General features: G+C 65.3%; 27 protein-coding genes, 1 tRNA gene and 1 riboswitch (1 of these 29 running past the window's edge). Of the genes, 11 read left to right on the top strand and 17 right to left on the bottom strand.

Translation table 11 applies throughout. From position 1 onward, the window contains the following. On the top strand, nucleotides 1-1485 hold the 3' portion of the coding sequence (locus QMG84_RS13690; RefSeq protein ID WP_281928559.1) for a M23 family metallopeptidase. It extends 555 nt beyond the left edge of the window; the window shows 1485 of its 2040 coding nt (coding positions 556-2040); its start codon lies beyond the left edge, outside the window; it ends in the stop codon at nucleotides 1483-1485. Here the strand turns inward: QMG84_RS13690 and QMG84_RS13695 are convergent, their stop codons facing one another. The 10 genes from QMG84_RS13695 to QMG84_RS13740 all read right to left on the bottom strand — a co-directional run bounded on the left by QMG84_RS13695 (nucleotide 1486) and on the right by QMG84_RS13740 (nucleotide 8561). Further along, nucleotides 1486-1743: a phosphopantetheine-binding protein gene (locus QMG84_RS13695; RefSeq protein WP_281928561.1), complete on the bottom strand. Its 258-nt coding sequence runs from the start codon at nucleotides 1741-1743 to the stop codon at nucleotides 1486-1488. A 20-nt stretch (nucleotides 1744-1763) separates the two neighbouring features. Beyond that, nucleotides 1764-2036 carry a phosphopantetheine-binding protein gene (locus QMG84_RS13700; protein ID WP_281928563.1) on the bottom strand — a complete coding sequence of 91 codons (273 nt, stop codon included), beginning with the start codon at nucleotides 2034-2036 and terminating at the stop codon, nucleotides 1764-1766. 117 nt (nucleotides 2037-2153) lie between these two features. Next, nucleotides 2154-3047 (bottom strand): tRNA glutamyl-Q(34) synthetase GluQRS, encoded by an 894-nt coding sequence (gene gluQRS / locus QMG84_RS13705; protein ID WP_281928565.1) that lies wholly within the window; start codon nucleotides 3045-3047, stop codon nucleotides 2154-2156. Between the two features lie 154 nt (nucleotides 3048-3201). Further along, nucleotides 3202-3834, bottom strand: coding sequence for a (d)CMP kinase (gene cmk, locus QMG84_RS13710; protein ID WP_281928566.1), 633 nt, complete (start codon nucleotides 3832-3834; stop codon nucleotides 3202-3204). Continuing rightward, a complete protein-coding gene (gene aroA, locus QMG84_RS13715; protein ID WP_281928568.1) occupies nucleotides 3831-5171 on the bottom strand; it encodes a 3-phosphoshikimate 1-carboxyvinyltransferase in 1341 nt (446 codons plus the stop codon). Before aroA ends, cmk begins: the two co-directional genes overlap by 4 nt. A gap of 176 nt (nucleotides 5172-5347) precedes the next feature. Beyond that, on the bottom strand, nucleotides 5348-5578 hold the full coding sequence (locus QMG84_RS13720; protein ID WP_281928569.1) for a type II toxin-antitoxin system HicB family antitoxin: 231 nt from the start codon (nucleotides 5576-5578) through the stop codon (nucleotides 5348-5350). Then, the gene (locus QMG84_RS13725; RefSeq protein ID WP_281928570.1) at nucleotides 5575-5817 is read right to left on the bottom strand and encodes a type II toxin-antitoxin system HicA family toxin; all 243 of its coding nucleotides are present in this window, start codon (nucleotides 5815-5817) and stop codon (nucleotides 5575-5577) included. Before QMG84_RS13725 ends, QMG84_RS13720 begins: the two co-directional genes overlap by 4 nt. 76 nt (nucleotides 5818-5893) lie before the next feature. Beyond that, a tRNA-Gly gene (locus tag QMG84_RS13730) sits at nucleotides 5894-5968 on the bottom strand. A 58-nt stretch (nucleotides 5969-6026) separates the two neighbouring features. Next, a complete protein-coding gene (locus QMG84_RS13735) occupies nucleotides 6027-7427 on the bottom strand; it encodes an ATP-binding protein (protein WP_281928571.1) in 1401 nt (466 codons plus the stop codon). Nucleotides 7428-7454: 27 nt separating this feature from the next. Then, on the bottom strand, nucleotides 7455-8561 hold the full coding sequence (locus QMG84_RS13740) for a 2'-deoxycytidine 5'-triphosphate deaminase (RefSeq protein WP_281928572.1): 1107 nt from the start codon (nucleotides 8559-8561) through the stop codon (nucleotides 7455-7457). Nucleotides 8562-8667: 106 nt separating this feature from the next. Beyond that, nucleotides 8668-8746: riboswitch (SAM riboswitch) on the top strand. A 76-nt stretch (nucleotides 8747-8822) separates the two neighbouring features. Between QMG84_RS13740 and QMG84_RS13745 the strand changes: the two genes are divergently transcribed. Next, nucleotides 8823-10007 (top strand): O-succinylhomoserine sulfhydrylase, encoded by a 1185-nt coding sequence (locus tag QMG84_RS13745; RefSeq protein ID WP_281928574.1) that lies wholly within the window; start codon nucleotides 8823-8825, stop codon nucleotides 10005-10007. 355 nt (nucleotides 10008-10362) lie between these two features. Here the strand turns inward: QMG84_RS13745 and QMG84_RS13750 are convergent, their stop codons facing one another. The 6 genes from QMG84_RS13750 to QMG84_RS13775 all read right to left on the bottom strand — a co-directional run bounded on the left by QMG84_RS13750 (nucleotide 10363) and on the right by QMG84_RS13775 (nucleotide 15049). Beyond that, nucleotides 10363-10521 (bottom strand): hypothetical protein, encoded by a 159-nt coding sequence (locus tag QMG84_RS13750; RefSeq protein WP_202072438.1) that lies wholly within the window; start codon nucleotides 10519-10521, stop codon nucleotides 10363-10365. Nucleotides 10522-10620: 99 nt separating this feature from the next. Beyond that, on the bottom strand, nucleotides 10621-11028 hold the full coding sequence (locus QMG84_RS13755; RefSeq protein ID WP_281928577.1) for a hypothetical protein: 408 nt from the start codon (nucleotides 11026-11028) through the stop codon (nucleotides 10621-10623). Between the two features lie 11 nt (nucleotides 11029-11039). After that, complete coding sequence (locus tag QMG84_RS13760) at nucleotides 11040-11258, bottom strand: hypothetical protein (RefSeq protein WP_246744794.1); 219 nt, start codon at nucleotides 11256-11258, stop codon at nucleotides 11040-11042. Between the two features lie 105 nt (nucleotides 11259-11363). Next, the gene (locus QMG84_RS13765) at nucleotides 11364-11870 is read right to left on the bottom strand and encodes a DUF2946 family protein (RefSeq protein ID WP_281928578.1); all 507 of its coding nucleotides are present in this window, start codon (nucleotides 11868-11870) and stop codon (nucleotides 11364-11366) included. Between the two features lies 1 nt (nucleotide 11871). Next, nucleotides 11872-14508 (bottom strand): TonB-dependent receptor, encoded by a 2637-nt coding sequence (locus QMG84_RS13770; RefSeq protein WP_281928580.1) that lies wholly within the window; start codon nucleotides 14506-14508, stop codon nucleotides 11872-11874. 166 nt (nucleotides 14509-14674) lie between these two features. Beyond that, a complete protein-coding gene (locus tag QMG84_RS13775; protein ID WP_281928581.1) occupies nucleotides 14675-15049 on the bottom strand; it encodes a DUF2946 family protein in 375 nt (124 codons plus the stop codon). A 200-nt stretch (nucleotides 15050-15249) separates the two neighbouring features. Between QMG84_RS13775 and apaG the strand changes: the two genes are divergently transcribed. Beyond that, nucleotides 15250-15642, top strand: coding sequence for a Co2+/Mg2+ efflux protein ApaG (gene apaG, locus QMG84_RS13780; protein WP_281928583.1), 393 nt, complete (start codon nucleotides 15250-15252; stop codon nucleotides 15640-15642). An 18-nt stretch (nucleotides 15643-15660) separates the two neighbouring features. Continuing rightward, nucleotides 15661-16818, top strand: a complete 1158-nt coding sequence (gene argE, locus QMG84_RS13785) for an acetylornithine deacetylase (RefSeq protein ID WP_281928584.1) — start codon at nucleotides 15661-15663, stop codon at nucleotides 16816-16818. Nucleotides 16819-16895: 77 nt separating this feature from the next. On the opposite strand, the gene QMG84_RS13790 is transcribed toward argE, so the two are convergent. After that, nucleotides 16896-17213, bottom strand: a complete 318-nt coding sequence (locus QMG84_RS13790; protein ID WP_281928586.1) for a hypothetical protein — start codon at nucleotides 17211-17213, stop codon at nucleotides 16896-16898. Nucleotides 17214-17475: 262 nt separating this feature from the next. Between QMG84_RS13790 and yajC the strand changes: the two genes are divergently transcribed. The 7 genes from yajC (at nucleotide 17476) to QMG84_RS13825 (ending at nucleotide 24183) form a co-directional block, all read left to right on the top strand. Beyond that, a complete protein-coding gene (yajC, locus tag QMG84_RS13795) occupies nucleotides 17476-17985 on the top strand; it encodes a preprotein translocase subunit YajC (protein ID WP_281928587.1) in 510 nt (169 codons plus the stop codon). A 43-nt stretch (nucleotides 17986-18028) separates the two neighbouring features. Beyond that, nucleotides 18029-19618 carry a protein translocase subunit SecD gene (gene secD / locus QMG84_RS13800; protein WP_202072428.1) on the top strand — a complete coding sequence of 530 codons (1590 nt, stop codon included), beginning with the start codon at nucleotides 18029-18031 and terminating at the stop codon, nucleotides 19616-19618. A 15-nt stretch (nucleotides 19619-19633) separates the two neighbouring features. Further along, a complete protein-coding gene (secF, locus tag QMG84_RS13805) occupies nucleotides 19634-20722 on the top strand; it encodes a protein translocase subunit SecF (RefSeq protein WP_281928589.1) in 1089 nt (362 codons plus the stop codon). Nucleotides 20723-20746: 24 nt separating this feature from the next. Continuing rightward, complete coding sequence (locus QMG84_RS13810) at nucleotides 20747-21121, top strand: Mth938-like domain-containing protein (RefSeq protein ID WP_281928590.1); 375 nt, start codon at nucleotides 20747-20749, stop codon at nucleotides 21119-21121. A gap of 85 nt (nucleotides 21122-21206) precedes the next feature. Next, a complete protein-coding gene (locus QMG84_RS13815; RefSeq protein WP_281928592.1) occupies nucleotides 21207-22055 on the top strand; it encodes a phytoene/squalene synthase family protein in 849 nt (282 codons plus the stop codon). Between the two features lie 30 nt (nucleotides 22056-22085). Continuing rightward, nucleotides 22086-23420, top strand: coding sequence for an ActS/PrrB/RegB family redox-sensitive histidine kinase (locus QMG84_RS13820; RefSeq protein ID WP_281928593.1), 1335 nt, complete (start codon nucleotides 22086-22088; stop codon nucleotides 23418-23420). Between the two features lie 160 nt (nucleotides 23421-23580). Continuing rightward, a complete protein-coding gene (locus tag QMG84_RS13825; protein WP_281928594.1) occupies nucleotides 23581-24183 on the top strand; it encodes an ActR/PrrA/RegA family redox response regulator transcription factor in 603 nt (200 codons plus the stop codon). Nucleotides 24184-24191: the final 8 nt, after the last annotated feature.

The raw sequence follows: 24191 nt of genomic DNA on the forward strand, positions 1-24191 counted from the left end.
GTCACCAGGGATCTTTCCGGGCTCGACATCCATTCGCAGAGCGCGCAGCTCTCGTTCGACGAGGCGCAGGCGCAGGTCAATGAGCAGGTGAAGAGTTCGCTCGCGGCGGGACCCAAGGCCGCCGCCCTGCCCCTCCCCGGCCAGCTTCTGCTGTCGCGCACGAGCCGCGCCGCCGCCATGGACCCACAGGCCCTCGCCTACGCCGCGCCGGGGACGTCGCTCACCGCGCCTTTTTCGTCGATCGAAGTACGCATGGTGCCGGAAAATGTCACCATCGCGCCGCGCGACACGCCACAACCGACGCAGATGGAAGAAAAGCTCGCCATCGTGCGCCGCGGCGAGACGCTCGACGACATTCTCGCCGCCAACGGCGTGCCGAGGGCGCGTATGGCCGCGGTCGCGGCCGCCTATCGGGGCAAGCGCGACCCCGTTCGCGAAGGCCAGCGCGTGAAGCTGCTGTTTGCGGATTTCGACGGCTCGGGCAAAAATATGCAGCTCGCGCGCCTGTCGGTTTACAATGACGACGAGGTCGAATCGATCGTCGCCGCGAATGATCAAGGCGCCTTCGTGCAGACGCCGACGGCGCCCTCGGGCGGCGCGCGACGCGCGTCGAAACGCGCGCCCGCAGATGATTTCGCCGATGGCGAGGACGACGATTCCGGCGCCATGCGGCTCTACAACTCGCTCTACGAGACCGCGCTGAAACAGCAGATCCCCAAAACAGTGGTGGGCGAGCTGGTGCGCATTTTCGCAAATGACGTCGATCTGCAGCGCGGCGCGGCCGGCGGCGATTCCCTCGACGTCTTTTACGACGAGCCGGACGACGGCTCGGGACCAACGCGCGACTCTCTCCTCTATGCGTCGCTGACCACGCATAATGAGACCTATCGCTACTATCGCTTCCAGACCCAGGACGACGGGCTCGTCGATTATTACGACGAGAGCGGCCGCTCGAGCCGTAAATTCCTGGTGCGCAAGCCCATCTCGCTCGGCGAGACGCGCTCGGGATTCGGCATGCGCCGCCACCCGATCCTCGGCTATTACAAGATGCACACGGGCGTCGATTGGGCGGCGCCGATCGGGACGCCGATTCTCGCCGCCGGCAACGGCACGGTGATCAAGGCGCAGTGGGACTCAGGCTATGGCCGCCGCGTCGAGATCCAGCACGCCAACGGCTACATCACGACCTACAATCATATGTCGGGCTTCGCCCGCGGCGTTTCGGAAGGCGTGCGCGTCAAGCAGGGACAAATCGTCGGCTTCCTCGGCTCGACGGGCCTCTCGACCGGCCCGCATCTCCATTACGAGGTCATGGTCAACGGCCATTTCGTCGATCCGATGCGCGTCAAGCTCGCCCGCACCCGCGAGATCGAAGGCCGCATGCTGGCGGATTTCAAGCGGGAGCGCGACCGGATCGACTCGTTGATGGCCAAGGCGCCCAACAGCAACAAGGTCGCCGCCCAGGGCGCCACGGCGAGCCGGTGATCAAGCCCCGGTGACCGGCGCAGCGGATAGCGCGAGGCGGAGCGCCTGCTCGATCGATTCGAGCGATCGCATCGTCTCCCGCTTCATCGCATGGCGCGGAAATTGGACGCCGAACTCGCGCTCCAGCGCGAGCATGATCCGCACGGCGCAATAGGGCGTGAGCCCAGAGGCGAACAAATCGGCTTTTGGCGTCAGATCGGCGGCGGCGATCGGAAGGCGCCCCTCCCGATCGATAATGCGCCTGATGGTGGAAAACATTGCCCCTGTCTCCCGCTATTTTACGCGGCGCAGCGCGGCGTTTCGGCCGCTGGCGACGGCGTCTGCAGGCTGTCGATCGCATGAGCGATCGAGGCCATCGAGGCGGCGGTCTCGCGCGTCAACAACGCGCGTGGAAACTCGATCTTGAATTCGCGCTCGATGGCGACCAGCACGAGAACCGCCCCGAAAGGGGTCAGCCCGAGATCATAAAGATTGGCGTGCGGCGTGAGGCGCGCGGCCGGAACGGCGAGCTTCGTTTCCCGCTCGATAATGCGACGGATGGCTGCAAACATTGTTTTTCTCCTTGCCCCGAGAGAAATTCGATGAAGCCAATGTAGCTGCGCGGGCGTTGGAGCGTCGTGCGGACGCGCACGTCGGGCGAAACGGCTGCAGCCGCAAACGCCGGGCGTCTAAAATCCGAGTTTTCGCCACACCTCCGCGGCGCTTACCCCGGCGTCCCTGAACGCCCGCAGCGTCGCCGAACCTCGGCTCTTTGCGAGCTTCTCGCCAGCGTCGTCGAGAATCAGCTCGTGGTGAAAGTAGCGAGGTTCGGGCAGGCGCAGCAGCTTCTGCAACAGGCGGTGCAGGCTTGTCGCGAAGAATAGATCGCGCCCGCGCACCACGTCTGTCACGCCCTGCAGCGCATCGTCGACGACAACTGCAATGTGATAGCTGGCGGGCGTGTCCTTGCGCGCGAGCGCCACGTCGCCCCATTGCGCGGGCTCGGCGCGCACAAGGGAAAATCCTTCCGCTGCGTCGGGGACCGTCGAATCGGGCGCACGCCCAGGGGCGCCGCGCTCCCGCCAAAAGAGCCCCTCCCCGGCCAGCGCCGCCGCTTTCCTCATGTCGAGCCGCAACGCGGCGCCGCCCTCGGCCAAAACTTCGCGCACCGAGCGGCGGGGCTTGTCCCGGCAGGTTCCGGGATAGAGCGGCGCGCTGTCCGGATCGCGGGGCCAATCGGAATGCGCGGCGGCGAAGCGGCCGATGTCCGAGCGCTTGCAATCGCAGGCGTAAAGCAAGCCCATGGCGCCCAGCGACTCCAATGCCGCGGCATAATCCTCGAAATGCTCGGACTGGCGGCGCACCGGCCTTTCCCATTCGAGCCCGAGCCAGGCGAGATCTTCGTGGATCGCCGCCTCGAACGCCGGCCGCGCGCGTCCCAGATCGATATCCTCGATGCGCAGCAGAAAACGGCCGCCGCAATTGCTCGCGAGAGTAAAATTGAGCAGAGCCGAATAGGCATGGCCGAGGTGCAGATAGCCGTTCGGCGAGGGCGCGAAACGGAAGACCCGACGCTCACTCATGCTTCGCCTTTCCGGCTCCGATATCACCCAAATGGGTGATGACCCTTAGGCTTAGTGTTGATTACATCAGCGCCGTATTTCGAGACATTTTCATCGACGGGGAGGCCTTCGGGCCTCCCTTTTTCATTGGCGTTCTTCTTATCATCGACGCCTGTCACGCATTGCGCGCCCGCTCCGCAATCTCGAGCGCCACCGCAAATACCTGGTCGCGGTCGAGTTCACTGCTATCGAGCGTCACGGCGTCCGCCGCCGCCTTCAAGGGCGCGGCGCTGCGTTCGCTATCGCGGGCGTCGCGTTTGCGCACATCATCGAGAATCGCGTTGTAATCCACCTCTTCGCCGCGCCCGGCGAGCTCCAAAGCGCGGCGCTGGGCGCGCGTCTCGGGCGACGCCGTGACGAAAATCTTCACCCGCGCGGCGGGACAGATGACCGTGCCGATGTCGCGGCCGTCGAGCACGGCGCCCTCGGGCCGCGCGGCGAAAGCCCGCTGCATATCGACGAGCGCCGCGCGAACCGCGGGCATGGCGGCGACGACCGAGGCCGCCTCGCCCATATCGCGCGCCCGCAGACGCGTCTCGTCGAAATCGGTCAGCGACAGCCCACGCGCGGCCTCGACGGCCGCATCGACGTCGTCGAGCGGCAGACCCTCGTCGAGCAAAGCGCGCGCGGTGGCGCGATAGAGCAGGCCCGTGTCGAGATGCGGCAGGCCGTAATGCGCGGCAAGCCTGCGCGCGAGCGTGCCCTTGCCGGAGGCCGCCGGCCCGTCGATGGCGATGATGAAGCTCACGAGAATCGCGCTCCCAGGCCTTCCATCAGCACGCGAAAGGACGGGAAGCTCGTCGCGATCATCGTCTCGTCGTCGACTGTCACCTTATTTTGCGCGGCCAAGCCCATGACGAGAAAGCTCATGGCGATGCGATGGTCGAGATGCGTCTCGACCACGCCGCCGCCGGCCACAGCGCCGCCGCGCACGATGAGATCGTCGCCGATAATCTCGCAGTCGACGCCATTGGCCTTCAACCCGGCGGCGATGGCGGCGAGGCGGTCCGATTCCTTCACGCGCAATTCGGAGAGGCCGCGCATGCGCGTCTCGCCTTTGGCAAAGGCCGCGGCGACGGCGAGGATTGGATATTCGTCGATCATCGAGGGCGCGCGTTCGGCCGGCACGTCGACTCCGTTTAGGGCCGAATAGCGCGCGCGCACGTCGGCGACTTCCTCGCCGCCCTCCTCTCGCTTGTTGTCGAGAGAAATATCCGCGCCCATTTCGATGAGCGTTGTGAGCAGGCCGCTACGCAGCGGATTGGTCATCACGCCTTCGACGACAATGTCGGAGCCGGGAACGATCAGCGCCGCGACCAGCGGAAAGGCGGCCGAGGAAGGATCAGCCGGCACGCGCACGGGGCGCGCTATAAGCTCGGGGCGGCCTTCGAGCGTGATCTTGCGCCCATGCGGACCATGCGGCTCGCTCGTCACCGTCGCGCCGAAATGGGCGAGCATTTTTTCGGTGTGGTCGCGCGAGGCCTCGGCCTCGATCACCACGGTGCGGCCGGGCGAGTTGAGCCCGCAGAGCAGCACGGCCGACTTGATCTGCGCCGAGGCGACAGGGGTTTTATATTCCACCGGCAGCGGCTCGGCCGAGCCCTGCAGCACGAGCGGCAGACGGCCGCCTTCGGCCTGCTCCAAGAGCTGCGCGCCCTGAAGCGCCAGCGGATCGAGAATGCGCTTCATCGGGCGCTTGCGCAGCGAAGCGTCGCCGTCGAACCGCGCGACGATCGGATGGCCGGCGACGACGCCCATCATCAGCCGCGAGCCGGTCCCGGCATTGCCGAAGTCGAGCGTCTCCGTCGGCTGCAGAAGCGAGCCGAGCCCCGCCCCCCAGACGCTCCAGCTTCCCGGCGCATGCCGCACCACCTTGGCGCCGAGCTGGCGTGCCGCCTGCGCCGTGCGCAGCACGTCTTCGCCCTCCAAAAGTCCGTCGATCTTCGTCTCGCCTACGGCGAGAAGGCCGAAGATCATGGCGCGATGCGAGACGGACTTATCCCCGGGCGGCCGCACGCGGCCCGAGAGCGGGCCAGAAGCGACGGCGCTCAGCGGCGCAGCGGGAGCATGGGTGGCGGCGTCCAATGACGTGATCCTCGGCGAAGAATGCGGAATTGTCCCGCCGTCTTCTAGCCGGGCGGCCGCGCGATGTCATTCCCGTGAAAGTGGAAAGTCTCGGCGTCAGGGATCGCGCAGCGCGTCGCCAATTGTTACCGCCGACTACGCGTTGAACGCGGCCAGCTTAGAGATGGGTCATGACCTCAGCTCGCCAGCGCCACATGGCGAGAAGGAGGCGGGACTGGGTGGCCAAGATCACGCGCGGCTTCGATCCAGGTGAGAATGGCGTCACGCGCATTCGTCACCGCTTCCTCCGGCGTCTCGCCATCTGACATGCAGCCGGGAAGATCCGGGACAATCGCTACGAACCCGCCGCCCTCCTCCGCGGAAAGCGGCTGGACGATGAGCGGATAATCGGTTGGCTCGACCCTCATGGCAAAGTCCTGACTGCATCGACAAAGGCGACGAGCTTGCGGATATATACCGCTTTGATAGGCCGCTTGGAAGGAATTGTGAGCTTTTCCGCCACCCTGGGATGCGCGACCTTGTAGTGAGAACCCCCGCCACGCGGCGGCGCGCATAGGATGCCGAACTCGCGGCACAAGGCCGCAATATCGTCGATTCGCCAGTCACCGGCCGGGCGGCTGCGCATTTCGTCAAGGCGACGGCTCACGGTGAGCCCTTCTTTCGGGGAGGGAAACGGCTAAGTCAGCCGTAACGCAATAAACGATTGGGATGCTCAGGAAAAATGGAGCGGGCGAAGGGAATCGAACCCTCGACATACAGCTTGGGAAGCTGTCGTTCTACCACTGAACTACGCCCGCGCGATTCCATGTGTAGCGCTTGTGCGGCCGGGTTTCAACGGGCGCGAGGGCGCGCTCTTCACGCATTCTCCCGCTCGGCGGCGCATTCGGCGCGCGGCAGGGTCACGCGGACGATCAGCCCGTGCGGCGCGCGATCCAGCATTTCCACTTTTCCGCCATGCCCTTCGACAAGCGAACGCACAATGGCGAGGCCGAGGCCGAAACCGCCATGCTCGCTGATCGTGCGGGCCATGTCGCCGCGCACGAAGGGCTCGAAGACCTTTGCCTTCAACGCGTCGGGGATGCCCGGCCCATCGTCCGCCACGTCGATATGGATCATATTGCCGGAAATCTCGGAAACCTCGATTTCGACACGCCTGGCGTGCCGGGTCGCGTTCTCCACGAGATTAGTGAAAACGCGCTGCATATCGGAAAGCGAGCCGCGCATCGTCTGCCGTTTATCGCAGGAATAGACGACGTCGCGGCCGAGGTCGTTGAATTCGTCCACAACTGTCTGGATGACGCTGTCGAGATCGATGATCGAGTGATCGACCCGCGGATTTTCGGTTCGCAAATATTCCAAATTCTTGCGTAGCATCGCATCCATGACGCGGATGTCTTTCTGCATTTTGCCGCGCAGATCATCGTCGGCGATAAACTCCGTTCGCAGGCTCATGCGCGTGATGATCGTCTTCAGATCATGGCTGACGGCCGCGAGAATATGCGTGCGTTCGGCCACCATCGCGAGAATGCGCGCCTTCATCGCCCGTATCGACCGGTTGAGATCGCGAATCTCGCGTGGGCCGCGATCGACGAGCGGCGAGGCGAGCCCCTCTTTGGTCGGGAAGGACTCGGCGCGCCGGGCCAGCTCGTTCAAGGGCGCGACAATATAGTTCGACAGCCAGATTAAAATCACCGAGGCGCTGATGAAGAAAAGGAATCCCACCCGGGCCCAGCGGGTCATGAAGATCGGATAGCGCGGCTCCGGCTCCCAGAGCCAACGCCACAAAAGGCGCGAGGGTTTCCGGTGCTGCGCGATGGAGAGGATGGCATAGCCGCCCTTCTCCAGCTCCAGCGCCAGAGTGTCCTGCATATTGTGAAGCGGGATCGTCTCGAAGGCCTTGGAGAACCCCGTCAGATGCGCATTGATGCGATGAATTTCGGCTTTGAAGACGGGGTCCCGCGGATCGAGCGCCGCTGGCCGATCGTCACGAATGTGAATGTTGGCGTAGGGCGCGGCGAAGTGGATCTTCTGGATAAGCGCGTCTCGTTCGGCAACGGGCGCGGCGTCGAGCGCCAGCAGCACCCCCGTGAGGAAATCCGCCTCCGAAACGTAATGGCGGCGCCCTTCCGTCTCCATCACATGCAGCATCAGGACGATGACCGCCTGATAAACGACGATCGAGCCGAGGATCAGGAGGGAAATCTGGCCGAGGAGATGATCCGGCCGCAGCCGGCGGATGAAATCCGACAGGACCATGACGTCTTTCCCTTGGCGCGCCGGCGCCTATCCGATCCTGAAATGTTTCGACAATTTCAGCCCTTGGCCCTGATAGTTCGAAAGTCCTTCTTCGCCGTAGAGCGACTCCGGCGTCTCGGCCATGCGCTCATAGACCAGGCGGCCGATGAATTGGCCGTCCTCCAATATGAAGGGCACTTCGCGCGAGCGGACCTCCAGCACGGCGCGCGCGGCTGGGAGTCCATCCGGCCCGGCGCCGAAGCCGGGATCGAAAAAGCCGGCGTAATGCACGCGGAACTCGCCAATTGCGGCGTCCATCGGCGCCATTTCGGCGGCCAGCCCAGGCGGGATCGCGAGGCGCTCGCGCGAGGCCAGGATGTAGAAGTCGCCCGGATCGAGGATCAACCTGCCGCCGCGGGCCGGCAGCTCGTCCCAGTAATCGTCGACGCGATAGGCGCCGACCCGGTCGACGTCGATCACATCCGTATGTTTCTGCGCGCGATAGCCGATGATCCCGCCGAAAGCCTCGGCCCCGAGCGCCACGCGCAGCACCACGCCGTCGCGCAGATTGAGCGCCCCGTCGACGAGCGGCGCCTTCCCGTGCAGCTCGGCGAGCGCCGCATCGGAGAGCGCGAAGCCGCTCTGCCCGCCCGCTCCTTCCGGACGCGTCCGGAAGCGAAGCTGATTGAGCCGCGACCCCATGCGCACGCGCACCGAGAAGCTCCTTGGCGAGACCTCGGCGTAAAGCGGCCCATCATAGCCGGGCGCGACCTCGTCGAAGCGCTCGCCCCTGTCGGTGATGAGCCGGGTGAAAATATCGAGGCGCCCGGTCGAGCTCTTGGGATTCGCCGCGCCCGAAACATCCTGGCCGAGCGACAGGCTTTCGAGCAGCGGCACGACATAAACGCAGCCGCGCTCGAGAATGGCGCCCTCGCCCTCGAGCGACATTTCGTCATAGGCGAGCGCCGAGAGTATATCGCGTACGCCCCGCTCCTTGCCGGGCAGGAAGCTCGCGCGCACGCGATAGGCCTTGGAGCCGAGCCGCAGGTCGAGGCTTGCCGGCTGGATTTGATTGCGGCTTAAAGGCGCGGCGACCTGGATCGCGCCGCTGTCGGCCATCGCCTGTATCTGTCGGCTGGAGAGCACGCCGCTCATTCTTCCCCTCCTCGGCCGGGCCAAAGCCGGTTAACGCAGGCATAAGCGCCAAATTGCGCCGCAAGGCAAGACGAGCCCGTTGACAGCCACGGGGCCTCTGCCTTCTATAAGCGAACGTGGTTATTTGAGCCGGCCGGCTTGCCGCCACGCAAAACAAAGGGCTAAAAGGCCGGGTCTCCCGAAGGAAACCCGTTTTCGGCCGCGTGCTGAGGTAGCGCGCAATGGATTTGTTCGGCGCAGTCGCGCCCGAGGGAGAAACGCATGTCTACGAACGCCCCGCGCAATCTCAAGCCGGCGACGCTCCTTGTCCATGGCGGAACGACGCGCTCGCCCTTCGGCGAAATGTCGGAGGCGCTGTTTCTGACGCAGAGCTTCGCCTATCCGACGATGGAGGCGGCCGAGGCGCGGTTCAAGGGCGACGATCCTGGCTTCATCTATTCGCGTTTCTCAAACCCGACCGTCGCCATGTTCGAGAACCGCATGTGCCTGCTGGAGGGCGCAGAGGCCGCTCGCGCCACGGCGAGCGGCATGGCCGCCGTCACGGCCGCCATCCTCGCGCAACTGAAGGCCGGCGATCATGTCGTGGCGGCCCGCGCGCTGTTCGGCTCCTGCCTCTATGTGGTCGAGGACCTGCTGCCGCGCTTCGGCGTCGCCTCGACGCTCGTCGACGGCGCGGACCTCTCGCAATGGAAGGCGGCAATCCGCCCCGAAACCAAGCTTTTCTTCCTCGAAAGCCCGACCAATCCGGGCCTCGAAGTCTATGACGTCGCGGCGATCGCCGACCTCGCCCACAACGCCGGCGCGCGCCTCGTCGTCGACAATGTCTTCGCGACGCCTTTGCTGCAGAAACCTTTGGCGCTGGGCGCCGACGTCGTCGTCTATTCGGCGACGAAACATATCGACGGCCAGGGCCGCTGCCTCGGCGGCGTCATCCTCTCGACACAGGCGCTCATCGAGGAGAGCATCCATAATTTCCTGCGCCAGACCGGCCCGGCCATGTCGCCCTTCAACGCCTGGGTGATGCTGAAAGGCCTCGAAACCCTTCCCCTTCGCGTCGGCCAACAGGCGGCGAGCGCCGCCAGGATCGCCGATTTCCTTGCCGAGCAGAAGGGCGTGACGAAGGTTCTTTATCCCTTCCGCAAGGATCACCCGCAGGCTGAGCTGGCGCGCCGGCAGATGAGCGGCGGCGGCACGCTGGTCAGCTTCTTCCTGGAGAGCAAGGCGGCGGCCTTCAAGCTCGCCAACGCGCTGCAGGTGATCAAGATTTCCAACAATCTCGGCGACGCCAAGAGCCTGATCACCCACCCGGCGACGACAACCCACCAGCGCCTCACCCCGGAGGCGCGCGCCACGCTCGGCATCACCGACGGCATGCTGCGCCTCTCGGTGGGGCTGGAGGACGCCGACGATCTGATCGACGATCTCGCCGCAGGCTTGGCGGCATAAGGGCCTTCAACCAAACTGCGCTGACCCGCGCGTCGCTCGATTGGGTCCGTGTCATTCCCGTCGCTCGCGCAGCGGGTGATCGGGAATCCAGAGCAAAACCAGCGCTTTTGTGGCTCTGGATTCCCGATCGGGCCTTCGGCCCATCGGGAGCGCCAATGCGACCGATTCAACGGAAATGGTATGACGGGCGCACTCAAGCGCGCCCGTTTCTTTCAATTGGGACCACTTGCGCGCCGGAGCGCGGCGCGTCCGTTGCTCTCGACTAGCGCGCTTTCCGCTCGCATGGAATCATGCGATCTATGGAAAAAACGCGTAGATTCAAAAAGCTGGAGCGCATTCCTTTCGCAGAAGTCTATCAACTTTTGCGGAATGCGCGGTAGGCCGACCGCTTGCGCGCCAAGACTGGCCGCAATGCGGGGGCGGCTTCCTGGCGCAAGCAGTCGACGACGAAAACGGCGGCCGTCAGCACCGCCAGGATCATCTCGACGCCGACCGATAGGACTGACTCGGACATTCTTTCCTCCACGCCGCCGCAGCGGCGACAATGAAACAGGGATTCGCGTCGGCGCCTCAAGGAGGGAACGAGCGCCGACGCAAACCCGCCTGGGGGGCTTCAACCGGTCGCCGGCGGCGCCCGCGCCCAGTGCGGCAGACGGGTCCGGGTCGTCGGCGCAGCGCGGTCCGCCACCATCCAGGGGAGGTTCAGTCTCTGGATGTGCGCCGCAACGACGACACCGGGCCGGACAGCCAAGGGCGCAGCGCCACTGCAGAGCGTCTGACATAGGACGCAATCGATGCCGTGGTCGCTGACGGAGCCTGGCCGCCCTGTCTGCGCGTCGGGCAAGGAGGCGCCCGACGCGAAACAAACGAAAAGAGACGCAACGGCGCCCGCCCCCGCGCGCAGGCCCATGGCGAGCGACGCCGCGAACGGCGCTCCCGTCACAAGGGCCGCAGCCAGCAGCAGCGCGCGCGCAAAGCGGCTCGCTGCGGCGGGGCGCAGGAAAGAAAGGCGATGCGTCATCTCGGTGTTCTTTAGGATTCGAGGCGCGCGAAACGCGCCCGTCGCTCCAGATTGATCAGTCGGATGCCGCTCTGCTGGGCGTCACGCCACATTGCGACAACCGGCGCGATCATCGGCGCCGCCGACGCCATGATCTTTCGCTCATGACGCTCGCGCTCTTTCAAGGACGAGAGCGCGGCGCCCGCCAGGACGCAGTCCCGGCCGCTCGGCCGTCTTTTCTTTCTGCTCACGATACTTCTCCCTTCACCGCAGTCACACGGCGATTGTCGTCGCTCGGGCATGGGAACGCGCGCACCTGAAACAGGGCGGATTCCTATGACAAAGTCTTTGGACGATCAGGAGAAGCTGGGGGGCCCGCGGGCGCGATTGGCCTCGTCGAGCGACGAGCTCGCCAATGCGCGGTCCGCCGGAAACCAGCGGAACTCGACCCATTGGACAGGCGCCATGCCAAGCGAGGTCGGGCGCGACGCAATCGGCGCGACGCCGTCGCAAAAGGCCTGGCAGATCGGGCAGTCACGGCCGCCATGAGAATGGCCGGGCGCTTGAGAGCCGCTCTGCCCGCCTTTGGGGGCCTTCAGGCAAACGCCAATGGCGGGGTCGGCCTCGCTCTCCCGCGCGGCGGCAAGGCTGCTCGACAATGGCGCAAAGACCTGGACGGCCAGCGCCAAAGCGAAAAGCACCTTTGTCAGCCACACACGCGGCATGAAGAAAGCCTGTCTTTCAATTTCGCCAAAATGAGCGGGTGGATTGAAGCAAACGCAGCCCGAGTCCGCAAGCAGCGCTGCGAGGCCCGCGTCGACATGCGTCAAAACGCCGCAGAAACGGGCCGCGGGCGTCGCCATCTCACCGCGCCCCGGGGACGCCGGCGCCGACGCCGCCGTTCAGCCCCGCAACCGTCGCGGCGCCGTCCAGCCCGCCGATATCGTATTTCAAGCCAAGGAAGAACGTGCGCTGGTTGTAGGGATTGGGGTTCACATAGTATTTCCAGCGGCCGATGTTGTCGACGCCAGCGGTCAACGTCCACTCTGGCGCGAGCTTGTAGTTCATCTTGGCGTCGAAGACGAGATATTCGCTGTCGACGCTGCCGTAATTATTGTGGTTGAAATCCACGTTGTTGAGCGTCACGAAGGCGGCCGACGCATAGCGCGCGCCAAAGGAGATCGACCAATCCGTCGTCGGGCTATAGCTCAGAACCGAGCGGATGCGGATGCGCGGCACGCGCGGATATTGCATGCCGTTCAACAAGACGCCGGCCGCTGTGGGGAATGGCGAGCCGCTCGCCCCGCCCGTCGTCGCCAGAGCGCTGCCATTCGACAGAATCTTCGCATCGACGAAGGTCACGCTGCCGGAATAATCGAGGCCCGGAGTCAGAATATCCTTCATCACGATCGCCGCCTCGACGCCGCGGAAGCGCGCTTTGTCGAGATTGGCGTTCTGCGTGACGATCTGCCCGGTCGGACCGATCGAGGACTGGCTGACGATGGCGTTCCAGCGGTCGTCCAGGAAGAGGCTCACGCGTGGATTGAACAGGCCGACCGCGCCGTTGAAGGCGTCGACCTTCCGATACTCGCCGGTCAGATCCCAGGAGGTCGAGATTTCGGACTGCAGGTTGGGATTGTTTAGGACCAGAGTGCTCGACGTCGCGAGCGACTGGAACAGCTCGTTGACGGTCGGGAAGCGATAGGCGCGCCCCATGGAGCCCCGCAAAGCGAATTCCGGCGTGACCTGATATTCGAGCGCCGCCTTCGGCGAAAAAGAATTTTTATAGGCGTCGGGGAATTGCCCGACTCTCGCCTGCGCCGGTACGACCGGCACGAGACCGGAGGCCGGTCCGCTGCCCGTAGCCAGGCCGCCCGCGACATTCGAGCCGTTATAGGCATGCCAGAACTCGCCGCGGCCGCCGGCGATGAGCTTCCAATCCGGCAGGAACTTCCAGGCGTCCTGGATATAGACCGCCTTGGTTTCGGTTTTCCCGTAGTTCACGCCGGTGAGGCCCATCGCATAATTATTGCCGGCGAAGGGCGTCAGGGTCGTCACCGTGTTGAGCGAATAGACGTCGGCATGCCCGCCGAAGGAGACTTCGTGCTTTCCGAAGGCGTCCTGCATAGGCCGCCAGATGAAGCGGGCGTCGCCGGTGCGCCAATAGGTTCCCGTGTTTACGGTGTTCTGGCCGGTGGTGTTGATATTATAGGCGGTCGCGGCGTCGTTGGGGCGCAGGCCGTAGGACGTCGCGTTTTGCGAATAATCGCGCAGGAAGTTGTAGGACGTCGCCGAGAGATCGAAATCGAACACGCCGCCGGTGTCACGCTTGAGCGAGAGCGCCTGCATGAGATGCGTCGAGCCGCCCCAGCCGGGGTTCACGCCGCCCGGCGTCACGGCAAAGGAGCCGATAACGACGCGGCCGCTCTGCGTATTGTAGATCGGAACGCCGTTGCGATCGTAGATGAAGCTTTGGACGGTCGTCTTGTTTTCGAGGTTCCAGACGCCGAGCGTATAGGTCGCGCGCAGCAGCGGCGCGATGTCATAGGACATCTTTAGCTTCGCCATGTCCTGTTGCTGGAAATCGGCGCCGGCCGCGCCCGTGATGATGCGGGGAATGCCGTTCTGATTGAAATCCTGATAGCCGCCGAAGAAGCGCGTGCCGTTTCTGGGGGCGAAGGGCGTCATAAAATTGCCGGGGAAGGTTTGCGCCTGTCCCTGCGAGGTGAGGTGGTCGTAGGAGAAGAAATAGCGGAAGTCGCCGAAACGATCGCCGATGAGAAGATTGGCGTTGCCCGAGCCGTCGAGCTCGCTGCGTCCATAGAGGCTGAAGGGCTGCAGCGCGCCGGTCGCCGAGGCGTGCAGCTCGAATTTATCCGGCATGCGCGTGGTGATCGCCAATACGCCGCCGATCGAATTGCCGGGATAGAGCGCCGAGAAGGGGCCATAGATCACGTCGACGCGGTCGATCTCGGCGGGCGAGACCATGCCCCAGCGCGGCGGGAAGTTGAAGCTGTTGCCGAGCAGATTGGAGAGCAGCACATTATCGGCGTAGACGAGCGTCTTGGCGCTTTCGATCGTGCCGGTCGTGCGGCCCGAGACGATGGCGTTGCGGTCGCCGATATAGCGCTCGCGAATGAGCAGCGAGGGCAGATATTTGAACGCCTCCGCCGAGGTCATGACATTGACCGTCTCCTCGATCTCCTGGCGCGTGCGCGACTCCACGACCGCCGGCACATTTTGCGGAATCGTGCGGCTGAACGGCGCGGGCTTGGGCTCGGCGTAACGATCGAGCCCCGTCGAGGGCGCGGCCACTGGGCCGGCGGCGGGGGCGGACGGGCGCACGGGACCGCGCGGCGCGCTGGAGACGCTCGGCCGCGCCGGTCCGCGCCGCGCGCCGACGTCGATGGTGGGCAGGCTTTGCTGCGCCAGCGCATCGGCGGACACGAAGAAGAGAAGCGCGTTGATCGAGGCGGCGCCCAGGAGATGGTGACGGTTCATTGTGCAAATCCGGAGAGCTTCGCGCGCTCTCTCGCACGCCGGCTCCCCGCGTGGGGGGGGGGCGTCGCGAGGGCGACAAGCGGAGCAAATCTTGTGGGAGAGCGGCAGGGGCCGCTCAACTGGACCAAGGAAAATGCGCGGGCAGGCGGCGAGGACGCGCCGCCGCTCACGCGCTCGGGAAAATTGCAGGCGGGCCCCGCGCGAGCCGGCCGCGCGCAAGGCGCGCCGGCGCGCCGGCGCTATCGGCGGCGACAAAGCGGGCGCTGTGAAAGATGCGGGGCTGGGCGGGAACGGGATAGAAAGCCCCGACCGGAAGCGAGGGCGGCCCTGCGCAGAGAAGGCAGGACTCGCACATATGATGGTGCGCGTCGCGGCCTGTGTCGCCCGAGCCGGGCTCGCTGGCGTGCGACAGGCCGCAATGGGCCGAGATTTGCGGATCGAAGCCGCTGGGCGCCGCCCGCGCAGCGCCGAACCCGCCCGCCACGGTCTGCAGGACCATGACGAACGCGAGCAGCAAGGCGCGTAGCGATGACGGCCGCATCTTCGTTCCTCAAAAAACTTTTACGGTAATTTAATGGCTTAGCCGGGCGTGGAAGCCAAGCGGGCGTTTTCCTGCCGTCGTAAAAATCCTTTGCGACGTGTCGAATCCGCCACAATCCTTCAGGCGCCTAAGAAAGCGGCAGCGCGGCGCCCGGAGAATGACATTCCTCTTTCGCAGAAGCCGTTCTAAGCTCCCGCGCCATGTATACCGCCATCACGAGAGACATTCGGGTCACGGCGCTGCCGGATTTCCTGCCGGAGAATTCCGACCCCATCCAAGGCCGATTCTTCTGGGCCTATACGATCGAGATCGCCAATCTCAGCCGCGACCGCGTGCAACTGCTCTCGCGCCATTGGATCGTCATCGACGCCAATGGCCGACGCGAGGAGGTCCGCGGGCCCGGCGTCATCGGCGAGCAGCCGGTGCTCGAGCCCGGCGAGACATTCCGATACGAGTCGGGCTGCCCGCTGGCCACGCCGTCGGGATTGATGCAAGGTAGTTATCGAATGGTCACGGATTCGGGCGAGACTTTCGACGTGGAGGTTCCGGCCTTCTCGCTCGACAGCCCTATGTCCAATCCTACGCTGAACTAGCTTGCCCCAGATCGCCTGATGGACGCTCTCGACCGCGCAATCGACATGACCGCAAGGCTCGTGGCTTTCGACACCGAAAGCTCGAAGTCGAACCTGCCGCTGATTGATTTTGTCGAGGCCTATCTACGCGAACAGGGCGTGCCCTTCGCGCGCGCGCCCAACGCCGTTGGCGACAAGGCCGCCATCTTCGCCACCATCGGCCCCATGGCGCCGGGGGGCGTGCTGCTCTCAGGCCATACGGACGTCGTGCCCGTCGAAGGCCAGGAATGGAGCTTCGATCCTTTCACGCTGCGGCGCGACGGCGGGCGTCTCTATGGGCGCGGCGCGGTGGATATGAAGGGCTTCGGCGCCGTCGCTCTGGCGATGATCCCGGAATTCAAGAAGGCGGCGCTGGCGCGCCCCATCCATATTCTCTTGAGCTACGACGAGGAGACGACCTGCCTCGGCCCGCTGGACATGATCGCGCGGCTCGGCGTCGATCTCCCGCGCCCCAACGCCGTCATCGTCGGCGAGCCGACCTCCATGGAGGTCGCCGACGCGCATAAGAGCGTCACGACTTTTACGACCCACGTGCGCGGTTTCGAGATCCACTCGGCCAATCTGCATCGGGGGGTGAGCGCCGTGCATATCGCCTGCCGGCTGGTGACGGAGCTGGAGCGAATCTCGGAGGAGCTGCGCGTCGAAGGCGACCCCTCGGGCCGTTTCGATCCACCCTACTCCACCATCCATGTCGGCTTCATCAAGGGCGGCACGGCCCGCAACATCGTCGCCAAGGATTGCGAATTCCACTGGGAGTTTCGCGGCCTGCCGGGCGCCGCGCCGACGCTGGCGCGCGATCGGCTCGAAGCCTATGCCGACGGCCTGCGCAAAACGGTATTCGCGGCTTTCCCCCAATGCGGGATCGACACTGACACGCTGGTGAAGGTGCCGGGTTTGGCGCCCCAGCCGGGCTCGGCCGCCGAGACTCTGGCGCTGCGCCTTGCGCGCCGCAACAACACGATCGCCGTGCCCTATGCGACCGAGGCCGGCCATTTCCAGAAGGCGGGCGTCCCGACCGTCGTCTGCGGGCCGGGCCGCATCGATCAGGCCCACCAGCCCGACGAATATGTCGACATTTCCGAGTTGGCCGCCTGCGTCGACTTCATGCGCGCCCTGGCGCGGGAACTGGAAACGTAGTTTCCAAACAGTCAAAGACGAAAAGCGCGCGCGACCAAAGTCCCGGCCGCGCGCCCCAAAGCGTCGCAAACGACCTTTTAGCAGGCCCAAACCCAGCGGCCATACCACCAGCGCCAGCACGGACCGCGATAGCCGTAGCCGCCATAATAAGGCCGGCGCCAGCCATAGCCATAGCCGCCGCCATGCCACCCATAGCCGCCGCCATGCCAGCCGGGGCCGCCATGCCAGCCGTGTCCTCCCCAGCCACCGCCATGACCCCAGCCGCCGCCGTGGCCCCAACCACCGCCACCGTGGCCCCAGCCGCCGCCGCCGTGACCCCAGCCGCCCGCGAACGCGGCATTTGGCGACGCGAGAAGGCCGGCCGCCACGACCAAACAGGATAACTTCTTGAGCATGGACGATTCTCCGAAGTCTTGTTTCCGCCTCAGGGAAGCATGTGGAGCGTCCGCTTTGGCGCCTGAACCATGGGTGAACGCGCGCCATGGCCCCGCTGTTCCGCTTGGCAAGCAAACAGCCCTGCGCCGCAGAACCGGCAATTGCCTCGCGAAGCGGCATCCGGCATTGCTTTCGTAAGTCGAGCGGCTATAGTCCGCGCCCGTTCAGACGCCCGCCCGACGCCTTCAAGACGCGCGTCGCGCCTACGATAGAGACGCTGCGATGAAACTGATCACGGACGCCATGGCGCAAACCGAACAGCCGGCGGCTCCCGCCCAAACGGCTCCCGCGCCGGCCGCCCCGACGCCCTCCCCCGCCCCGAGCGCGCCCGCGACGCAGACGAGCGTCGGCGCTGCTGGCGGCGCCGACGCCAACCAGCCGCCGTCGATTCCCGATATGATGGCCCAGCTCGTTCCCATCTTCGTGGTGATGGGCATTGTCTATATTCTCGTCATCCGGCCGCGCGCGCGCCGCGAGAAGACGGAGCAGGAGTCGCTGCGCAATGTCCGCCGCGGCGACGTGATCGTCACGACCGGCGGCCTCGTCGGCAAAGTGACCAAAGCGATCGACGACAATGAGATCGAACTCGAGATCGCCGCCAACACCCGCATCCGCCTCATTCGCACGGCGATCGCCAGCGTCCGCGCCAAGGGCGAACCTGTGAAGGATACCCCGGCGCCGGCGCCCGCCAAGGCGGCCAAGCCTGCTCCCGAGACCAAGGCCAAGCCGTAACACGCCTCCCCGCGCGCCGACCCTCTGACGAAATAGCGACACGATGCTGCGATTCTCGACCTGGAAATTCCTCGCCATCGTGGCGATGACTCTCGCCGCCGTCCTGGTGACGGTCCCGAGCATGTTGTCGCCATCGACTTACGAGGCGCTCGCGGCGCGGCTGCCGTCATGGCTCATGCCGCCGACCATCGTGCTCGGCCTCGATCTGCAGGGCGGCTCGCATGTGATGCTGGAGGTCGACCAATCCGACCTCCTGAGCACGCAGATCAAGAATCTGCGCGACGACGTGCGCCGCATTCTGCGCGAGGAGAAGGTGGCGATCACCGGCGGCATCGGCGCAACGGCGCGCGGCGTGCAGCTTCGCGTCCCGGACGCCGCCGATCGCGAGAAAATCCTGCCGCGCCTGCGCCAATTGCGCAATAGCTTCAGCGCCAATGTCGGCGGCCAGTCGCCGCTCGACGTCGACGCCACGCCGGAAGGCCTCGTCCGCATCACCGTCACCGACACGGGCCTGCGCGACAAGTCGCGCAAGGCGGTCGAGCAGTCGATCGAGGTCATCCGCCGCCGCGTCGACGCGCTCGGCACGCGCGAGCCGTCGATCCAGCGTCAGGGCGACGATCGCGTTCTCGTGCAGGTGCCGGGCCTTCAGGACCCGCAGACCCTGAAGGACATTCTCGGCCAGACCGCTAAACTCGAGTTCCGCCTCGTCGCCGAGCCGGGCCAAAACCCGGCCGAGGTCGAGGAGCTGGAGCAGGTCGACGAGCAAGGCAAGCTGCCGATCGAGAAGCAGATCATGGTGCAGGGCGAAGATTTGACCGACGCCCAGCCCGGCTTCGACCAGCAGCGCAGCGGCGAGCCGGTCGTGAACTTCCGCTTCAACATCCGCGGCGCGCAGAAATTCGGCGACGTCACCTCCAAGAACGTCGGCCGCCTCTTCGCGATCGTGCTCGACAACAAAGTGATCTCGGCGCCGCGCATTCTGACGCCGATCACCGGCGGCTCCGGCCAGATTTCCGGCCGCTTCACCGTTGAGCAGGCGAACAATCTCGCGATTCTATTGCGCGCCGGCGCTCTGCCCGCGAAGCTCAACATCGTCGAGGAGCGCACCGTCGGCCCCGGCCTCGGCCAGGACTCGATCGACGCCGGCAAGCGCGCCGCCTTCGTCGGCGCCGGTCTCGTCGTCTTCTATATGCTCATCACCTACGGCGTGTTCGGCGTCTTCGCCAATCTGGCGCTGTTCGTCCACATCGCCTTCATCTTCGCCGGCCTCGTGCTGCTCGGCTCGACGCTGACGCTGCCCGGTATCGCCGGCATCGTGCTGACGATCGGTATGGCGGTCGACTCCAACGTGCTGATCTATGAGCGCATTCGCGAAGAAAACCACGCGGGCCGCTCGATCCTGGCCTCGCTCGACGCCGGCTTCAACCGCGCCTTCGCGACCATCGTCGACTCCAACGTCACCATGGGCGTCGCGGCGCTGATCCTTTACTTCCTGGGCTCGGGCCCGGTGCGCGGCTTCGCCGTGTCGCTGGGGCTCGGCATTCTGACCACCATCGTCACCGCCGTGACCATGACCCGCATGATGATCGCGGTCTGGTATCACTATGCGCGCCCGACCAAGCTGCCGATCTAAGAGGCGAAAAGACCGATGAAACTCCTGCGCCTCGCTCCGGAGAATACGAAATTCCCCTTCATGCGCTTCCGGCGCGTGAGCTATCCCTTCTCGGCCGTATTGTCGCTGGTCGCCGTCGCGCTCTTCATCTTCAAGGGCATGAATTTCGGCATCGATTTCGCGGGCGGCACAGTCATCGAGCTGCGCGCCAAATCGGGCTTCGCGGAAGTCGCGACGCTGCGCGGCCTCGGCGAAAACCTGAAGCTCGGCGACATCGAAGTGCAGGCTTTCGGCAATCAGGCCGACGCCACGCTGCGTTTCGGCCTGCAGCCCGGCGGCGACAAGGCGCAGCAGGAAGCCGTCGAGAAGGTCCGCGGCGCGGTCGAGACTCAATATGACGTGCGCCGCGTCGAAGTGGTCGGCCCCCGCGTGTCGAACGAGCTGGTGCAATCGGGCACGCTGGGCGTCGTCATCTCGATCCTCGCAGTGCTGACCTACCTCTGGTTCCGCTTCGAATGGCAGTTCGCCATCGGCGCCGTCATCGCGACGATGCACGACCTTCTGCTCACGGTCGGCTTCTTCTCGATCACCCAGCTCGAATTCAACACCACTTCGATCGCCGCCATTCTCACGATCGTCGGCTATTCGCTGAACGAAACGGTCGTCGTGCTCGACCGTATCCGCGAGAATATGCGCAAGTATAAGAAACTGGCGACGGCGCAGATGGTCGATATGTCGATCAACGCCGTGCTGCCGCGCACCATCATGACCGCGACGACGGTCATGCTCGCCCTCATCGCGCTCGTCGTCTTCGGTGGCCAGGTCATCCGCTCCTTCTCGCTGGCGATGATCTGGGGCATTTTCGTCGCGACCTATTCGTCGATCTTCATCTGCTCGCCCATGCTGATCTATCTCGGCCTGCGTAACGAGGACGTCGCGCGCCCGGCCGAGGAAAAGGCCGAGGCCGAAGCAGGGACGGAAATCGAATATCACGGGTCGTCGGACGCCTACGCCGCCTCGATGTCGGACGACATCGGCGACACGCCCGTGCCCGTCGCGCCGAAGCGCCCTGCCCCCAAGGCGGCGGCGAAGCCGAAGTCGAGCGCGCGCCGCCGGCCGAAGTAAGCGCTCACGCAAAAGGCGCGCATCATGACCGACCCGCAGGGCTATGTCCCGGGCCGCTACAAGATCGACGATTACGGCAATGGCGGCTTCCGCTTCGCCGACATGTCGCATCGCGGCTCGATCCTCGCCCTGCCCACCGGCATTCGCGCGATCACGCCAAGCGCCTGGAACGAGATCGACGCGGCGACGATCGATCTGGCGCTGTCCGATTCGGGCGAGCTCGACCTGTTCATCGTCGGCACGGGCAAGGATCTGATGCCGCTCGCCTCGGCGCTGCGCGCCAAATTGCGCGACGCCGGAATCGGCTGCGAAACCATGGCGACGGGCGCCGCCGTGCGCACCTACAACATGCTCATCGACGAAGGCCGCCAGGTCGGCGCGCTGCTGATTGCAGTGTGATGGGTAAGGCGCCCGGCTCGCTCCCCTGTGATCCAGAGCAACCGCTCCTGAGCGCGCCTGAAGGCGCGCGGTCCGGAGGCGCCCGATGGACCGCGCGCCTTCAGGCGCGCAAGCATTCCGCCTCATCGTGACCGCCGCCCCCGACCACTACGCCCTCTGCGAGGCGGCGCTGCGCGAGCGCGACCGGGATCTCTGGCTCGCGAGCCTCTTCGCGCCGCCGGCTGCGCGCAAACATATCCACGCCATCTACGCCTATGCGCTCGAGGCCGCCGAGGTGCGCACGAAAGTCTCGCAGCCTCTGCTCGGCGAGATGCGGCTGCGCTGGTGGACCGACGCGCTCTCGAATGACGTTTCCGAGGGAACCCGCGCCCACCCGATCGCCGACGCGCTGATCGACACGATCGAGCGCTTCGCTTTGCCGCGCGAGGAGTTGATCGCGCTCGCCGACGCCCATGTCGCCGATCTCTACGACGATCAAATGCCGGACATGGCGACCCTCGAAACCTATGCCCGCACGACCGCCGCCGGCCCCATCCGCTGGGCGGCGCGCATTCTCGGCGCGCCGGACTCTCCGGCTTTCGACGACGCCGGCATGGCGCTGGGCATCGCCCGCGTGCTGCGCCTCCCCTCGGGCGCCCTACTCCCGGCCGATCTGCTGGCGCGCCATGGCGCCGACATTCACGCTAACACCCCCGCCCTGCGCGCGGCCCTTTCGGAGCTGCGCGACAAGGCGCAAACCCACTATGACGCGGCGCGCCGCGCAGCGGGCGCACTGCCCAAGGGCCGAGAGGCTTTGCTGGCGGCCGCGACGGTTCCGGCCTATCTGGCGCGGGTCGGCGCCGCGGATTACGATCCGCTCCGGGGAATGAGCGACATCTCGCCGCTGCGGCGGCAATGGCGGATTTGGCGCGCCTCTCGTGGCGTCGGCCTTTGACAAGCGCCGCCCGGCGCCGGAAAAAGAAGCATGAAACCCGACGTCTATGACGAAGATAGCCGACGCCTGCGCGTCGGCACGCTGATTTTCCTGCGCTGGATCGCCATTCTCGGCCAGAGCATCGCCTGTCTCTTCGTTTATTTGGTTCTCAACTTCGAATTTCCCGTCGGGCTCTGCTTCGTCTTCATCGTCGCCTCCGCGACGCTCAATTTCGGATTGCGTTTCGGCACGTCCGGCACGTTCCGCCTGAGCGATCTCGAAGCCGTGGTGCTGCTCTGCTACGACCTCGTGCAGCTCAGCTTCCTGCTCTATCTCACCGGCGGCGTGACCAACCCCTTCGTCATGCTGCTGCTCGCGCCCGTGACGATCTCGGCCGTCTCGCTGCCGCGCAATCTCACGCTTTTCCTCGGCATCGTCATGCTCGCCGCGGCGACCTTCCTCTGCGTCGAATTCGAGCCCTTGCCCTGGTACGAGGACGAGCAGCTCAAATTCCCGCTGCTCTACCGCGCCAGCATTTGGTCGTCCCTCGCGCTGTCGGCGGCCTTCATCGCGCTCTATGCCGCACGCGTCTCCGATGAAAGCCGGCTGCTCGCCACGGCGCTTGCGGCGACCGAATTGGTGCTGGAGCGCGAGCAGCATCTCTCCCAGCTCGACGGGCTCGCCGCGGCCGCTGCGCATGAGCTCGGCACGCCCCTCGCCACGATTACCCTCATCACACGCGAATTGCAGAAGTCCTCCGCCAATTGCCCGGCGGAAGGCTTGAAGGACGATCTCGATCTCCTTGCGCAGGAGGCCGCGCGTTGCCGCGAGATCCTCGGCAAGCTGGCCTCGCTCGGCGCCGATCAGGGAACCATGATGAACGTGCTCTCCATCGACACGCTCATCGAGGAGGTTGTCGAGCCCCAACGCGAATTCGGCGTGAAGCTCGAAATCTCGAAGCGCAGCAACGGCTCGACCCCGTCCCCGGCGCTGGCGCGCAATCCCGGCCTTCTCTACGGTCTCGGCAATCTCGTGGAAAACGCCATCGATTTCGCCCAATCACGCGTGCGAATCGACGCCTGGTGGTCGCGCGACCTGGTGACCATTTCCATCGAGGACGATGGCCCGGGATTTACGCCAGCCATCCTCGATCGCCTCGGCGATCCTTACCTGCGCGGCCGGCCGACCGACCGCCGCACCAAGAACGACAGCCAGTCGGGCTTGGGGCTCGGCCTCTTTATCGCCAAGACCTTACTCGAACGCTCCGGCGCAACAGTGGAGGCCTATAATGTTTCGCCGCCCCGCACCGGCGCCATCGTCAAGGTCACCTGGCCTCGCGCCTTGCTTGAAATACCGGCCGCAAAGCTGAAGTCGACAGACGCCTAGAATATCCGCCGCGCTCTCCGATTGGGCGTCGCGGCGTAATTTTTTGACGCCTCGAAAAAATTACGTGTCTTTTTGATTTTACGACTGCTGCGCCAGAGTCGACGTCGTAAAATCCTTGTTGTAGTCTACTTGACAAAAATCACTCTGGGGGGCTCGGGGCATGAATCGCGAGGACATCGGCGACACGGAACACGCTGCCACGGAGCCAGCCGATACGCTCGCCATTCCGCCGCTGCCTGAGGACCGGTCGCTGCTCGTTCTCGACGACGACAAACCCTTCCTGCATCGCCTGGCCCGCGCCATGGAGGCGCGCGGCTTCGTCGTCACCCAATGCGAGACGGTGGCCGAAGGACTCGCGGCGCTCGAAAACAGGCCGCCCGCCTTTGCGATCGTCGACATGCGGCTCGAAGACGGCAACGGACTGGACGTCATCGAGAAGTTGAAGGAGGCGCGGCCGGACGCGCGCGGCATTATCCTGACCGGCTACGGCAATATCGCCACCGCCGTCACCGCGGTGAAGCTCGGCGCCTTCGATTATCTCGCCAAGCCCGCGGACGCCGACGAAATCTATCATGCGCTGATGGCCACCTCGATCGAGAAGCCCGACGCGCAGGAAAACCCCATGTCCGCCGACCGCGTGCGGTGGGAGCATATTCAGCGCGTCTTCGAATCCTGCGACCGCAATGTCTCGGAGACGGCCCGGCGCCTCAACATGCACCGCCGCACCTTGCAGCGCATCCTGGCGAAGCGCGCGCCGCGCTGAGGAGTTGG

This window comes from Methylocystis iwaonis (assembly GCF_027925385.1).
In the GTDB taxonomy this organism is placed as follows: domain Bacteria; phylum Pseudomonadota; class Alphaproteobacteria; order Rhizobiales; family Beijerinckiaceae; genus Methylocystis; species Methylocystis iwaonis.